Here is a 13,897-nt window from a genome sequence, read left to right on the forward strand (position 1 = left end):
CAAGAGCCTTATGAATCAATGTTGTTTGCTCGTCTTTGTGACGGGAGGCGTGCGCTATGAAATTTGTTGATGAAGTATCCATTCGAGTAAAGGCCGGTGATGGCGGTAACGGTTGCATGAGCTTCCGCCGCGAAAAATTCATCGAGAACGGTGGTCCCAACGGCGGTGATGGTGGTGACGGCGGCTCGATCTACATGATCGCTGACGAAAACCTCAACACCCTGGTCGACTACCGCTACACCCGCCACTTCGACGCCGAGCGCGGTTCGAACGGCGGCAGCACCGACTGCACCGGTCGCAAGGGTGAAGAGCTGGTGTTGCGCGTGCCGGTCGGCACCACCGTGATCGACGCCGGTACCCAAGAGGTCATCGGTGACCTGACCAAAGCCGGTCAGCGTCTGCTGGTAGCTCATGGTGGCTGGCACGGTCTGGGTAACACGCGTTTCAAATCCAGTACCAACCGTGCGCCGCGTCAGACCACTCCGGGCAAGCCGGGTGAGCAGCGTGACCTCAAGCTGGAGCTGAAAGTACTGGCTGACGTCGGTCTGCTCGGTTTGCCGAATGCCGGCAAGAGCACGTTCATTCGTTCGGTATCGGCTGCCAAGCCAAAGGTCGCTGATTACCCGTTCACTACGCTGGTGCCGAACCTGGGCGTTGTCAGTGTTGATCGCTGGAAAAGCTTTGTCATCGCCGATATTCCCGGCTTGATCGAAGGCGCTTCCCACGGTGCCGGTCTGGGGATTCGCTTCCTCAAGCACCTGGCGCGTACGCGTCTGCTCCTGCACCTCGTCGACATGGCGCCGCTGGATGAAAGCAGCGCGCCGGATGCCGCTGAAGTCATCGTCAACGAGCTGGTCAAGTTCAGCCCTGCGCTGGCCGACCGTGATCGCTGGCTGGTGCTGAACAAGTGCGACCAGATCCTCGAAGAAGAGCATGAAGCCCGCAAGCAGGAGATCATTGATCGCCTGGAGTGGACCGGCCCTGTCTACGTGATCTCGGCCATCGCCAAAGAAGGCACCGATCGCCTGACACACGACATCATGCGCTACCTCGAAGACCGCGCTGACCGTCTGGCCAATGACCCGGCCTACGCTGCCGAGCTGGCTGAGCTGGATCAACGCATCGAGGACGAAGCCCGTGCCCAGCTGCAGGCGCTGGATGATCAGCGTGCTCTGCGCCGTAGCGGCGTGAAGAGCGTGCATGACATCGGCGATGACGATTGGGATGAGGAAGACGTGGAAGACGAAGATGGTCCGGAAATCATTTACGTCCGCGACTGATCGACTGCAGTAAACTACGACGCCGCTCTTGAAGCGGCGTTTTAGTATCTAGAATTCGGACTCTCTGGCTTAAGGTTGAAAGATCATGCGGAGCAAGGTGACAGGTGCCCAGCGTTGGGTGGTGAAGATCGGAAGTGCGCTGCTGACGGCGGACGGCAAGGGTCTGGATCGCAACGCGATGGGTGTTTGGGTCGAGCAGATGGTGGCGCTGCATGAGGCAGGTGTCGAACTGGTCCTGGTGTCGTCCGGCGCGGTAGCGGCCGGCATGAGCCGTCTGGGCTGGACTGCGCGACCGAGTGCCATGCATGAGCTTCAGGCTGCTGCAGCGATTGGTCAGATGGGTCTGGTGCAGGCGTGGGAGTCGAGCTTTGCCGAGCATCAGCGGCACACCGCGCAAATTCTGCTCACCCACGATGATCTGTCTGACCGCAAGCGCTACCTGAACGCCCGAAGCACGTTGCGCACCCTGGTTGAGCTGGGCGTCGTCCCTGTCATCAATGAAAACGACACGGTCGTCACCGACGAGATTCGTTTTGGCGACAACGACACTCTGGCGGCGCTGGTGGCCAACTTGGTTGAAGCCGACCTATTGGTCATCCTGACCGACCGTGACGGCATGTTCGATGCCGACCCTCGCAACAATCCTGAAGCGCAGCTCATTTATGAAGCTCGCGCCGATGATCCCGCCCTTGATGCAGTGGCCGGCGGCACCGGCGGTGCGCTGGGTCGTGGCGGCATGCAGACCAAATTGCGTGCTGCACGACTCGCCGCCCGTTCCGGCGCGCACACCGTGATTGTGGGTGGCCGCATCGAGCGTGTCCTTGCGCGTTTGAAGGCCGGTGAGCGATTGGGCACGTTGCTGTCCCCGGAGCGCGAGATGCTCGCGGCTCGCAAGCAGTGGCTGGCCGGGCATCTGCAAACCCGTGGCACGCTGGTGCTGGACGAGGGTGCGGTGAAGGCGTTGACCGAAAGCCACAAAAGTCTGTTGCCGGTCGGCGTCAAGCTGGTGCAGGGCAGCTTTCGTCGCGGCGAGATGGTCGTGTGCGTGGCGGCTGACGGTCGCGAGATCGCCCGCGGTCTCAGCAATTACAGTGCGCTCGAGGCGCAGAAGATCATCGGCCTGCCCTCTGACGCCATTGTCAAAGAGTTGGGTTACATGGCTGAGCCTGAGCTCGTGCACCGTGACAACCTGATTCTGGTCTGAAGTGCATTATCAAAAGAAGGAAGCATACATGCGAGTCATGAAAGGGCTGGTAGGCGCGTTACTGATGTTGCCAGTGCTGGTGTCGGCTGAAGAGATCGGCCAGGTATCCACCGTGTTCAAGATGGTCGGTCCGAATGATCGGATCGTGGTCGAAGCTTTCGACGACCCCAAAGTCGATGGCGTGACGTGCTATCTGTCCCGCGCGAAAACCGGTGGGGTGAAGGGCGGTCTAGGCCTGGCTGAAGACCGTGCCGAGGCGTCCATCGCTTGCCGGCAGGTCGGTCCCATTCACTTCAAGGAGCAATTGAAGGACGGTGACGAGGTGTTCAAGGAGCGGACTTCGCTGGTGTTCAAGACTATGCAAGTCGTGCGATTCCTCGACAAAAAGCGCAACACGCTGGTGTATCTCGTCTACAGCGACAAGGTGATCGAGGGCAGTCCGCAGAACGCCGTGACCGCGATCCCGATTCTGCCGTGGGCGCCTGCTCCCGCGCCTTGATGCTGAAGCGTCAAATCAAAGGCAATAAAAAACCGACCCTGAGGTCGGTTTTTTAACAAGCGGATCGCTTAGGCTGCAGCAGCAAGGTTCAGAGCCTTGATGTGGCCATTCAAGCGACCTTTATGGCGAGCAGCTTTGTTCTTGTGGATGATGCCTTTATCGGCCATACGGTCGATAACTGGCACGGCCAGAACATAAGCAGCTTGCGCTTTTTCAGCGTCTTTAGCGTCGATGGCTTTAACTACATTCTTGATGTAGGTGCGAACCATGGAACGCATGCTGGCGTTGTGGCTGCGACGCTTCTCAGCCTGTTTTGCACGTTTTTTGGCGGAAGGTGTGTTGGCCACCGTCGAGCTCCTCGAAAGACTTGGGAAATAGCTAACAAAATAGGCCGCGAATCATGCCGATGAGATTGACGCTTGTCAAGGGCAGTTGATGCGTTCCGCTGAGTGGTCGCGGTGTGGTGCCGAGGTGATTTCTTTCCGGCGTGCGACCTGTAAACTCGCGGGCTTTGGCTCTGAGCTGTTTTGCGGCGCGGAGTATCGCATATATGGAACGCGCTTTGGCGCTTCCTTTGGTCAGGCGTACAACCTTTCGATGAATCTACTCAAATCGCTTGCCGCCGTTAGCTCTATTACGATGCTTTCGCGGGTGCTGGGCTTTGTCCGCGATACCATCATCGCGCGCGCATTCGGCGCCGGAATGGCCACTGATGCCTTCTTTATCGCCTTCAAACTGCCTAACCTGCTGCGCCGGATCTTTGCCGAGGGCGCCTTTTCCCAGGCATTCGTGCCGATCCTGGCGGAATACAAAAGCCAGCAGGGCGAGGAGGCAACCCGCACATTTGTTGCGTATGTAACCGGCTTGCTGACGTTGGCGCTGGCGATCGTCACTGTGTTGGGCGTCGTGTTCGCCCCTTGGGTCATCTGGGCGACTGCGCCGGGATTTGCCGACACGCCGGAGAAATTCCAGCTCACCTCGGACCTGTTGCGGGTGACCTTTCCTTATATATTGCTCATCTCGCTGTCTTCGCTGGCCGGCGCGATCCTCAATACGTGGAATCGCTTCTCCGTTCCGGCCTTCGTGCCGACGCTGCTCAATCTGGCGATGATCTTCTTCGCCCTGTTTCTCACGCCGTATTTCCACCCGCCCGTCATGGCGCTGGGCTGGGCGGTGCTAGCGGGTGGGCTGCTGCAGCTTCTCTATCAGCTGCCGCATCTGAAAAAGATCGGCATGTTGGTGCTGCCGCGACTCAACCTGCGCGACACCGGGGTCTGGCGGGTGATGAAGCAAATGCTGCCGGCCATGCTCGGGGTGTCGGTCAGTCAGATATCGCTGATCATCAACACGATCTTCGCCTCGTTCCTTGTTGCCGGCTCGGTGTCCTGGATGTACTACGCCGACCGTCTGATGGAGCTGCCTTCTGGTGTGCTCGGCGTGGCGTTGGGGACGATTCTTCTGCCGATTCTCTCGAAAACCTACGCCAGCCGGGATCGCCACGAATATTCGCGCATCCTCGACTGGGGCCTGCGCTTGTGCTTCCTGCTGGTGCTCCCGTGCACCTTGGCGCTCGGATTGCTCGCCGAGCCGCTGACGGTTTCGCTGTTCCAGTACGGCAAGTTCGACGGCGAAGATGCCGCGATGACTCAGCGTGCGCTGGTCGCGTATTCGGTCGGACTGCTCGGGATTATCGTGATCAAGGTGCTGGCCCCCGGCTTTTATGCCCAACAAAATATCCGCACTCCGGTGAAAATCGCGATCTTCACCCTCATAGTGACTCAGCTGTTCAACCTGCTTTTCGTCTACGTCATCCACTTGGCTCATGCGGGTCTGGCGCTGGCGATCAGCGCGGGCGCATGCCTGAACGCCTTGCTGCTGTTCTGGCAGCTGCGCAAGCAGGACCTGTTTCAGCCGCAGCCAGGGTGGCCGGTATTTTTGGGCAAGCTGATCGTCGCCGTGGCGGTGATGTCCGCCGTGCTGCTGGGCCTGATGCATGTGATGCCCGCCTGGTCGGACGGTGAGATGCTGCAGCGTTTCCTGCGCATGGGTGCGCTGGTGCTGGCAGGTGTCCTGGCGTATTTCGGCACCTTGTTGGTGTTGGGTTTCCGGGTCAGGCATTTCGCCCGCAAGGCGATCCTGTAGGATCAGTCGTCGTTTTCTGCCGGTTAACGTCGATTGTTGCGGTTTGCCCGGATGTGTCGCCTGTCGTTGACGGCGGTGTGTGGTTATAATCGGCCACTTTATGAGCAAGAAGCGCGTTATGCAGCTGGTTCGAGGCCTTCACAATCTGCGCCCGCAGCACCGGGGCTGCGTCGCCACCATTGGCAATTTCGACGGTGTTCACCGGGGTCACCAGGCTATCCTGGCGCGCCTGCGTGAGCGTGCCGTCGAGCTGGGTTTGCCCAGTTGTGTGGTGATCTTCGAACCGCAACCGCGCGAGTTCTTCGCTCCCGAGACGGCGCCGGCTCGCCTGGCCCGACTGCGTGACAAGCTTGATCTGCTTGCTGGCGAGGGCGTTGATCTGGTGTTGTGTCTGGCATTCAATCAGCGCTTCAGCAGGCTCAGCGCCTCCGAGTTTGTCGACACCGTGCTGATAGACGGCTTGGGCGTTAAGCATCTGGAGGTCGGCGACGACTTCCGCTTTGGCTGCGACCGGATCGGTGATTTTGATTTCCTGCAAAACGTAGGCGCCGAGAAGGGCTTTACCGTCGAAGCGGCACAGACTGTCGAGATCGACGGCTTCCGCGTCAGCAGCACCAAGGTGCGCACCGCGCTGGCCGCCGCAGACTTCAAACTGGCGGAGCATTTGCTGGGCCGCCCGTTCGAGATTTCCGGCCGCGTGCTGCATGGCCAGAAACTGGCGCGTCAGCTGGGTACGCCCACCGCCAACGTGCAACTCAAGCGTCGTCGCGTGCCATTGACCGGTGTCTATCTGGTCAGCGCACAGATTGACGGCAAGGTGTGGCCGGGCGTCGCCAACATTGGCGTGCGTCCCAGCGTGGCGGGCGATGGACGTCCCCACCTGGAGATTCACCTTCTGGATTTTACCGGCGATATCTATGGCCGGCGTTTGACGGTGGTATTCCACCAGAAGCTGCGTGATGAGCAGCGCTTTGCCTCCCTTGAGGCGCTCAAGACGGCGATCGATGCGGATGTCGCTGCCGCTCGTGCCCACTGGCACGACCAACCGCTAAACTTTAGAGCCTGAAATGACCGACTACAAAGCCACGCTTAATCTTCCGGACACCGCCTTCCCGATGAAGGCCGGCCTGCCCCAGCGCGAGCCGCAAACTCTGCAGCGCTGGGACAGCATTGGCCTGTACCAGAAGCTGCGCGAAATTGGCAAGGATCGGCCCAAGTTCGTGCTGCACGACGGGCCTCCGTACGCCAACGGCAATATCCACATCGGTCATGCGGTCAACAAGATTCTCAAGGACATGATCGTTCGCTCGAAGACCCTTTCGGGCTTCGACGCGCCTTATGTTCCGGGCTGGGATTGCCACGGTCTGCCGATCGAGCACAAGGTCGAGGTCACCCACGGCAAAAACCTGCCTGCGGACAAGACCCGCGAACTGTGCCGTGCCTACGCGGCCGAGCAGATCGAAGGCCAGAAAGCCGAGTTCATTCGCCTGGGCGTACTCGGCGACTGGGACAACCCGTACCGCACCATGGACTTCGCCAACGAAGCCGGGGAAATCCGCGCGTTGGCCGAAATGGTCAAGAACGGCTTCGTCTTCAAGGGCCTGAAGCCGGTCAACTGGTGTTTCGACTGCGCCTCGGCATTGGCTGAAGCAGAAGTCGAATACCAGGACAAGAAATCGTCCACCATCGACGTGGCCTTCCCGGTTGCCGATGCCGACAAGCTCGCTGCAGCCTTCGGTCTGCCGAGCCTGAGCAAACCTGCTGCCATCGTGATCTGGACCACCACCCCGTGGACCATCCCGGCGAACCAGGCGCTCAACGTTCACCCGGAATTCACCTACGCGCTGGTCGATACCGGCGAGCGTCTGCTGGTGCTGGCCGAGGAATTGGTTGAGTCCTGCCTGAAGCGCTGGAACCTCGAAGGTTCGGTGTTGGCGACGGCCGAGGGTTCGGCGCTTGAGCTGATCAATTTCCGTCATCCGTTCTACGATCGTCTGTCGCCCATCTATCTGGCCGACTACGTCGAGCTGGGTGCCGGTACCGGCGTAGTTCACTGCTCGCCGGCCTATGGCGTCGATGACTTCGTGATCTGCAAAGCCTACGGCCTGACCAACGACGACATCATCAGCCCGGTGCAGAGCAACGGCGTGTACAGCCCGTCGCTGGAGTTCTTTGGCGGCCAGTTCATCTTCAAGGCCAACCAGCCCATCATCGACAAGCTGACCGAAGTCGGCGCGTTGCTGCACACCGAAACCATCACCCACAGCTACATGCACTGCTGGCGCCACAAGACGCCGCTGATCTACCGCGCCACCGCGCAGTGGTTCGTCGGCATGGACAAGCAGCCAGCGTCGGGCGACACCCTGCGCAACCGCGCCGTGAAAGCCATCGAAGAAACCAAGTTCGTCCCGGCATGGGGGCAGGCGCGCCTGCACTCGATGATCGCCAACCGCCCTGACTGGTGCATCTCCCGTCAGCGCAACTGGGGTGTGCCGATCCCGTTTTTCCTGAACAAGGAAAGCGGCGAGCTGCACCCGCGCACCGTTGAGCTGATGGAAGAAGTCGCCCAGCGCGTCGAGCAGGAAGGCATCGAAGCCTGGTTCAAGATGGACGCGGCCGAGCTGTTGGGTGGCGAAGCGCCGCAGTACGACAAGATCTCCGACACCCTGGACGTCTGGTTCGATTCCGGCACCACGCACTGGCATGTGCTGCGCGGCTCGCACCCGATGGGCCACGAAACCGGTCCACGCGCCGACCTGTACCTGGAAGGCTCCGACCAGCACCGTGGCTGGTTCCACTCGTCGCTGCTGACCGGTTGCGCCATCGACAATCACGCGCCGTACCGTGAATTGCTCACCCATGGTTTTACCGTGGACGAGAACGGCCGCAAGATGTCCAAGTCGCTGGGCAACGTCATCGCACCGCAGAAAGTCAACGACACGCTGGGCGCCGACATTATGCGTCTGTGGGTTTCGGCGACCGATTACTCCGGCGAAATGGCCGTCTCGGACACCATCTTGCAGCGCAGCGCCGATGCGTACCGTCGCATCCGCAACACCGCGCGTTTCCTGCTCTCGAACCTGACCGGCTTCAACCCGGCCACCGACCTGCTGCCCGCCGAAGACATGCTCGCGCTGGATCGCTGGGCCGTGGATCGCGCGCTGCTGCTGCAACGTGAGCTGGAAGAGCATTACGGCGAGTACCGTTTCTGGAACGTCTACTCGAAGGTGCACAATTTCTGCGTGCAGGAATTGGGCGGCTTCTACCTCGACATCATCAAGGATCGCCAGTACACCACCGGCGCCAACAGCAAGGCGCGTCGGTCCTGCCAGACCGCGCTGTTCCACATCTCCGAAGCGCTTGTTCGCTGGATCGCACCGATCCTGGCGTTTACCGCCGACGAGCTGTGGCAGTACTTGCCGGGCGAGCGTAACGAGTCGGTCATGCTCAACACCTGGTACCAGAACCTGAGCGAGCTGCCAGAAGGCTTCGAGCTGGACCGCGCCTACTGGGAGCGGATCATGGCGGTGAAGGTCGCGGTCAACAAGGAGATGGAGAACCTGCGCGCGGCCAAGGCCATCGGCGGCAACTTGCAGGCCGAAGTCACGCTGTACGCTGAAGACGCGCTGGTAGCGGATCTGTCCAAACTGAGCAACGAGCTGCGTTTCGTGCTCATCACCTCGACGGCCAGTGTCGCGCCTTTCGTCAGCGCGCCTGCCGATGCCGTGGTTACCGAAGTGGCCGGTCTGAAGCTCAAGGTCGTCAAATCCGGTCACGCCAAGTGCGCGCGCTGCTGGCATCACCGCGAGGACGTCGGGGTCAATCCTGAGCATCCGGAAATCTGCGGTCGTTGCGTCGACAACATCAGCGGTGCAGGCGAGGTTCGTCACTATGCCTAATGCATCGGCTGGCCGTATGGGCCGACTGGGTTGGTTGTGGCTGAGCGTGCTGGTGGTGGTCATTGACCAGGCGAGCAAGTTCTACTTCGAAAACCGTCTGGAGTTGTACGAGCAGATCGTCATCCTTCCTGACTACTTCAGCTGGATGCTGGCCTACAACACTGGCGCTGCGTTCAGCTTCCTGGCCGACAGTTCCGGCTGGCAGCGCTGGTTGTTTGCGCTGATTGCGGTCGTGGTGAGTGGGGTGCTGGTGGTCTGGCTCAAGCGCCTGGGGCGTGACGAAACCTGGCTGGCGATTGCCCTTGCCCTGATATTGGGTGGGGCGCTCGGCAATCTGTATGACCGAATCTTCATCGGCCATGTCATAGACTTTATCTTCGTGCATTGGAAAGAACACGGCTTCCCGGCCTTCAATGTCGCGGACAGCGCCATCACCGTTGGCGCGATCATGCTGGCTCTGGACATGTTCAAGAGCAAGAAAACCGGAGTAACCGTCAATGACTGATCAGTTGATGACCGAACAGGCTGCACAGGAAACACGCATCGGTCAGAACACGGAAGTCACCCTGCATTTCGCCCTGCACCTGGAAAACGGCGACACCGTCGACAGCACGTTCGACAAGGTCCCAGCGACCTTTAAGGTTGGCGATGGCAGCCTTCTTCCGGGCTTTGAAGCGCTGATCTTTGGCTTCAAAGCCGGCGACAAACGTACGCTTCAGGTGCCGCCGGAAAACGCGTTCGGTCAGCCGAACCCGCAGAATGTGCAGATCATGCCGCGCTCGCAGTTCCAGAACATGGAGCTGTCCGAAGGGCTGCTGGTGATCTTCAACGACGCGGCGAATACCGAGCTGCCGGGTGTGGTGAAGGCGATTGATGATGATCAGGTCACCGTCGATTTCAACCACCCGCTGGCGGGCAAGACGTTGACCTTCGAAGTGGAAATTTTCGAGGTGAAGGCACTCTGAGCATCGCCAGAGCGCTTGGCCCCGGCACTGTTCGGGGCCTTTTCGTTTTTATGTTTCATTGCGCGTAGACACGAGGCACATCATGCAAATCAAACTCGCCAACCCACGAGGCTTCTGCGCCGGGGTGGACCGTGCGATCGAAATCGTCAATCGCGCGCTGGAAGTGTTTGGCCCGCCGATTTACGTGCGCCATGAAGTGGTTCATAACAAATTCGTCGTCGAAGACCTGCGCAGCCGTGGCGCGATCTTCGTCGAAGAGCTCGAGCAGGTGCCGGACGACGTCATCGTGATTTTCAGTGCCCACGGCGTGTCACAGGCGGTGCGCACCGAGGCGGCAGGTCGCGGTTTGAAGGTGTTCGACGCCACGTGTCCGCTGGTGACCAAAGTGCATATCGAGGTGGCGCGCTACAGCCGCGATGGCCGCGAGTGCATCCTCATCGGTCACGCCGGCCACCCGGAAGTCGAAGGCACGATGGGCCAGTACGACGCCAGCAATGGCGGCGCGATCTATCTGGTCGAAGACGAAGCGGACGTCGCCAAGCTGCAGGTCGGCAACCCCGAGAACCTGGCTTTCGTGACCCAGACGACGTTGTCGATGGACGACACCAGCCGTGTGATCGACGCCTTGCGCTCGCGATTCCCGGCCATTGGCGGTCCGCGTAAAGACGACATCTGCTACGCCACGCAAAACCGTCAGGATGCGGTCAAGGTTCTGGCCGATGAGTGTGACGTGGTGCTGGTGGTCGGCAGCCCGAACAGCTCCAACTCCAATCGCCTGCGCGAACTGGCTGAGCGCATGTCGACCCCGGCCTATCTGATTGATGGTGCCGAAGACATGCAGCGCAGCTGGTTCGACGGCGTGGGACGCATCGGCATTACCGCCGGTGCTTCGGCGCCCGAGGTGCTGGTGCGTGGCGTGATTGAGCAGTTGCACGCCTGGGGCGCGACCGGCGCGGACGAACTGGCCGGGCGCGAGGAAAACATCACCTTCTCGATGCCCAAGGAATTGCGCGTCAAGTCACTGCTGTAATCCGGTCATCCTGTCACCGCATCATGCGCAGGGCTCGCTGCCGAATCCCTCTGATCGCAGCGTGACCCTGCCGGTCACCGCGATCGCCAACTGATAGCGGCTGGCGGGTGCGTCTTTGAGACACACCGCGAGCGTCCCGTTGGCGTTGTTCAGCAGCCGCCCCGTGTTATCAAAACCTATCCGCGCAGCCACTTTGCTGTTGCCGACGACCCTGACATTTCGGTGGCTGGCGAACTCGGCCAGTGAAAGCTCGCCCTCGTCCCTGAGCTGGTTGCGGTTGCTGTCAACGAACACATTCCAGCCTCGGCTCCAGTCGTTGTCCAGCGCCTGCATCACCACCGGCTGACTGCGCAGAATCGCCTCCGTGCGAGCCATTCGCAGCCCACTGGCCAGTTGCTGAGCCGTGTCCTGACGGCGTTGAGAATCGATCAGTTGCCCGAAGGCGGGGATCGCCAGCGTGGCGACGATGCCGACAATCACCAACCCTGCCAGCAGTTCAATCAGCGTCAATCCTTGCTGTTTCACGAGCGTCTTCCGTTGAATGCGGCGCTCAAGCAAACACCCGCGTGGCCGCGCTGACAACCGGGTCGATTGTCAGCCGGTATGTCCGCAAGCCGCCGTTACACATCCTCCGGGCAAACCGCCGCGCATCGGCTTCACTGGTGGCTGCACAGCGGATGGCAGAGGTGGACGATGCGAGGGAAGACGATGCAATCAGGGATGACATTGATCGAGGTGTTGGTCGCGTTGCTGATCTTCAGTGTCGGCATATTGGGCGTGGCGATGTTGCAGCTCAACGCCCTGAAATACACCGACAGCTCGATGCGCAGCATGCACGTCAGCTTTATCGCCCATGACCTGTTCGAGCGCATCCGCGCCAATCCGGCGACCAGTTACGCGCTGGCTTCGCTGAGTCAGGCGCCTACTTCCGGCAGTCTCGCCGTGCCCCGCCAGCAAGACCTGTACGACTTCGCGACGCAGTTGAAACGCGCGGTCGGTGACGACGCCGAGGCATCGATTGCGGTGGCGGGATCGAGCGTGAACCTTACATTGAAGTGGGACGATTCCCGTGCCAGCCAGGAGCTTGCGGACAAGCAAACACTTACGCTGACCGCCGATGTCGCTGCCGAGCGGGGCGCACGGCCATGAAGACTCTGGAGAGGGGCTTTGGCCTCGTCGAAGTCATGTTGGCGCTGGTGCTGGGGTTAGTGATGTCGCTGGCCTTGGCGCAGATATTTGTCAGTTCAAAGAGCAGTTATGCGAGTCAGACATCGTCCGCCAGCCTGCAGGAAGACGCACGATTCGTGGTCAGCAAAGTGGTCCAGGAAGTGCAGCTGGTAGGGATGTTCGGCTGTTTGGAGAAGGTCGAAGACGCCAGCATCAGTAATGGTTTCTCCAGGGCGTTTGAAGACCCCATCACGTGGGACGCCAATTCGCACACTCTGACCCTCGCCACGGCCGGAACCGGGGAGGGCGGCGGCTGGTCGACCTGGGTCATTCACACCGACTGCATTTCATCCGCCACCGCGTACTCCAATGGCCGGGCGCCTCGACTTGCCGTGGGTGAGACCGCTATGCCGATTCACCGGCAGGTCTATCGCTTCAACAAGGCACGCAATGAGCTGTCGCTGAACGGCCAGCCTCTGGTCAGCAACGTGCGTGCGTTCAGCGTGTTGTTTGGCGTCGCCGGATCCATCAACGACCGCTCCATCGCGCGGTACGCCGCCACTGCCGAACCCTCCCTCATCCGCAGCGTGCGATTGACCCTGACCCTGTTCGACCCTGCAGACCGAGCGCAGGAACAAACCGTCGACGTCGTCGCCGCCATCCGTAACCGGCTGGGGTGAGGACATGAACGTGAATGCACAACGTGGTGCGGTGTTGATCGTCAGCCTGGTGTTCCTGTTGTTGCTGACCCTGCTGGCAACATCGTCGATGCAAAACGCCACGCTCCAGGAAAAAGTGGCCGGCACGCTAAAGCTGCGCGATGCGTCGTTTCAGTCCGCCGAGACAGCGCTGCGCATTGCGGAAGCGAAAATCCTGGCACCGGGTTTTTCCCTGCCAGCTTGTTCGTCGCCAGCCAAATGTGTGCCACCGCCTGAAGCGTTGACCCTTTCCAGCAGCGGAACGGGCGCGGCGTCGGGCGTGGATTGGGTCGCGACGCGAGGTGGTTTTTACGGCATTCAGCATGTTGGCCAAACCGACCAGCCGGCCGGAGGCGCAGACGGTCAGTTTTGGAACTTGTATCGCGTGACGGCTGTTGGCATCGAGGGCGACTCACGCACCGTGCTCGAAAGCATCCACACCCAGGAGCGTCGCGTGATGTGGCGGCAGCGGCAATGAACAGAGCAACCGCAGGCTTCACCCTGATTGAACTGCTGATTGCCATCGCCATCGTCGCGATTCTCGCCGCCGTCGCGTACCCGCAGTACAGCGAATACACCCGTAAAACTCACCGCTCCGAGATCGCCGGGGTGCTGGTTGAAGAGGCGCAGAAGCTGGAGCGGTTTCATTCGCGGGCAGGGCAGTACTCGGACGTCAGCGGGTCGCCGGCGTTTAGTCATGAGGTGTCAGTGGGAAATGCATTTTATCGGATAGGGGCTGAGCGCAAGGAGCGGACATTTACGCTGACCGCGTCGCCGATTGGCGGGGGCCTGATGGGAGGCGATGCCTGCGGCAGCTTTGTGCTGGAACACACCGGCAGGCGCGACAATCTTGGAATGTCCGGGGCTGCCAGTGTGGCGGGGTGTTGGGGGCGGTGAGATGACCTAGATCGGCTACGGCGCCGCGCGTCAGGGCGTTCGTCCGCCGAAAACAGCCACACATCCCCCCGGCAAATATTGAAACAACCGGTTGCTATATAGTTTCTCCATTAAGG

Annotated in this window: 15 protein-coding genes; 13 read left to right on the forward strand and 2 right to left on the reverse strand. The window is 60.5% G+C overall.

Going from position 1 to position 13,897, the window contains the following annotated elements; translation table 11 throughout:
• Positions 1–56 precede the first annotated feature (56 nt).
• The 3 genes from cgtA to AC07VF_RS11765 all read left to right on the forward strand — a co-directional run bounded on the left by cgtA (position 57) and on the right by AC07VF_RS11765 (position 2,983).
• On the forward strand, positions 57–1,280 hold the full coding sequence (gene cgtA, locus AC07VF_RS11755; protein ID WP_282367114.1) for an Obg family GTPase CgtA: 1,224 nt from the start codon (positions 57–59) through the stop codon (positions 1,278–1,280).
• Between the two features lie 85 nt (positions 1,281–1,365).
• On the forward strand, positions 1,366–2,484 hold the full coding sequence (gene proB / locus AC07VF_RS11760; protein ID WP_282367112.1) for a glutamate 5-kinase: 1,119 nt from the start codon (positions 1,366–1,368) through the stop codon (positions 2,482–2,484).
• Positions 2,485–2,512: 28 nt separating this feature from the next.
• Entirely contained in the window at positions 2,513–2,983 is a 471-nt protein-coding gene (locus tag AC07VF_RS11765) for a CreA family protein (RefSeq protein WP_495008467.1), read from the forward strand.
• 68 nt (positions 2,984–3,051) lie between these two features.
• On the opposite strand, the gene rpsT is transcribed toward AC07VF_RS11765, so the two are convergent.
• Positions 3,052–3,330, reverse strand: a complete 279-nt coding sequence (rpsT, locus tag AC07VF_RS11770; RefSeq protein ID WP_037015424.1) for a 30S ribosomal protein S20 — start codon at positions 3,328–3,330, stop codon at positions 3,052–3,054.
• A gap of 250 nt (positions 3,331–3,580) precedes the next feature.
• Between rpsT and murJ the strand changes: the two genes are divergently transcribed.
• The 6 genes from murJ (at position 3,581) to ispH (ending at position 11,019) form a co-directional block, all read left to right on the forward strand.
• Entirely contained in the window at positions 3,581–5,125 is a 1,545-nt protein-coding gene (murJ, locus tag AC07VF_RS11775; RefSeq protein WP_495008466.1) for a murein biosynthesis integral membrane protein MurJ, read from the forward strand.
• A gap of 118 nt (positions 5,126–5,243) precedes the next feature.
• Positions 5,244–6,191, forward strand: a complete 948-nt coding sequence (gene ribF, locus AC07VF_RS11780; protein ID WP_192173398.1) for a bifunctional riboflavin kinase/FAD synthetase — start codon at positions 5,244–5,246, stop codon at positions 6,189–6,191.
• 1 nt (position 6,192) lies between these two features.
• Positions 6,193–9,024 carry an isoleucine--tRNA ligase gene (gene ileS, locus AC07VF_RS11785; RefSeq protein ID WP_495008465.1) on the forward strand — a complete coding sequence of 944 codons (2,832 nt, stop codon included), beginning with the start codon at positions 6,193–6,195 and terminating at the stop codon, positions 9,022–9,024.
• On the forward strand, positions 9,017–9,529 hold the full coding sequence (gene lspA / locus AC07VF_RS11790; RefSeq protein ID WP_495008464.1) for a signal peptidase II: 513 nt from the start codon (positions 9,017–9,019) through the stop codon (positions 9,527–9,529). The genes ileS and lspA overlap by 8 nt, the downstream gene beginning before the upstream one ends.
• A 7-nt stretch (positions 9,530–9,536) precedes the next feature.
• A complete protein-coding gene (fkpB, locus tag AC07VF_RS11795; protein ID WP_495008609.1) occupies positions 9,537–9,989 on the forward strand; it encodes an FKBP-type peptidyl-prolyl cis-trans isomerase in 453 nt (150 codons plus the stop codon).
• 82 nt (positions 9,990–10,071) lie between these two features.
• Positions 10,072–11,019, forward strand: a complete 948-nt coding sequence (gene ispH / locus AC07VF_RS11800; RefSeq protein WP_192173395.1) for a 4-hydroxy-3-methylbut-2-enyl diphosphate reductase — start codon at positions 10,072–10,074, stop codon at positions 11,017–11,019.
• Positions 11,020–11,040: 21 nt separating this feature from the next.
• Here the strand turns inward: ispH and AC07VF_RS11805 are convergent, their stop codons facing one another.
• A complete protein-coding gene (locus tag AC07VF_RS11805; RefSeq protein WP_495008463.1) occupies positions 11,041–11,544 on the reverse strand; it encodes a GspH/FimT family pseudopilin in 504 nt (167 codons plus the stop codon).
• Between the two features lie 183 nt (positions 11,545–11,727).
• Here AC07VF_RS11805 and pilV point away from each other — a divergent pair, with 183 nt between their 5' ends.
• The 4 genes from pilV to AC07VF_RS11825 are packed head-to-tail and all read left to right on the forward strand — an operon-like array spanning position 11,728 to position 13,781.
• Positions 11,728–12,168 carry a type IV pilus modification protein PilV gene (pilV, locus tag AC07VF_RS11810; RefSeq protein WP_495031056.1) on the forward strand — a complete coding sequence of 147 codons (441 nt, stop codon included), beginning with the start codon at positions 11,728–11,730 and terminating at the stop codon, positions 12,166–12,168.
• Positions 12,165–12,866, forward strand: a complete 702-nt coding sequence (locus AC07VF_RS11815) for a PilW family protein (protein ID WP_495008461.1) — start codon at positions 12,165–12,167, stop codon at positions 12,864–12,866. Before pilV ends, AC07VF_RS11815 begins: the two co-directional genes overlap by 4 nt.
• Before the next feature lie 31 nt (positions 12,867–12,897).
• Complete coding sequence (locus AC07VF_RS11820) at positions 12,898–13,362, forward strand: pilus assembly PilX family protein (protein WP_495008608.1); 465 nt, start codon at positions 12,898–12,900, stop codon at positions 13,360–13,362.
• Positions 13,359–13,781: a type IV pilin protein gene (locus AC07VF_RS11825; protein WP_495008607.1), complete on the forward strand. Its 423-nt coding sequence runs from the start codon at positions 13,359–13,361 to the stop codon at positions 13,779–13,781. The genes AC07VF_RS11820 and AC07VF_RS11825 overlap by 4 nt, the downstream gene beginning before the upstream one ends.
• The last annotated feature ends 116 nt before the right edge of the window (positions 13,782–13,897 follow it).

Source organism: Pseudomonas sp. GW821-FHT02H06, assembly GCF_059421525.1.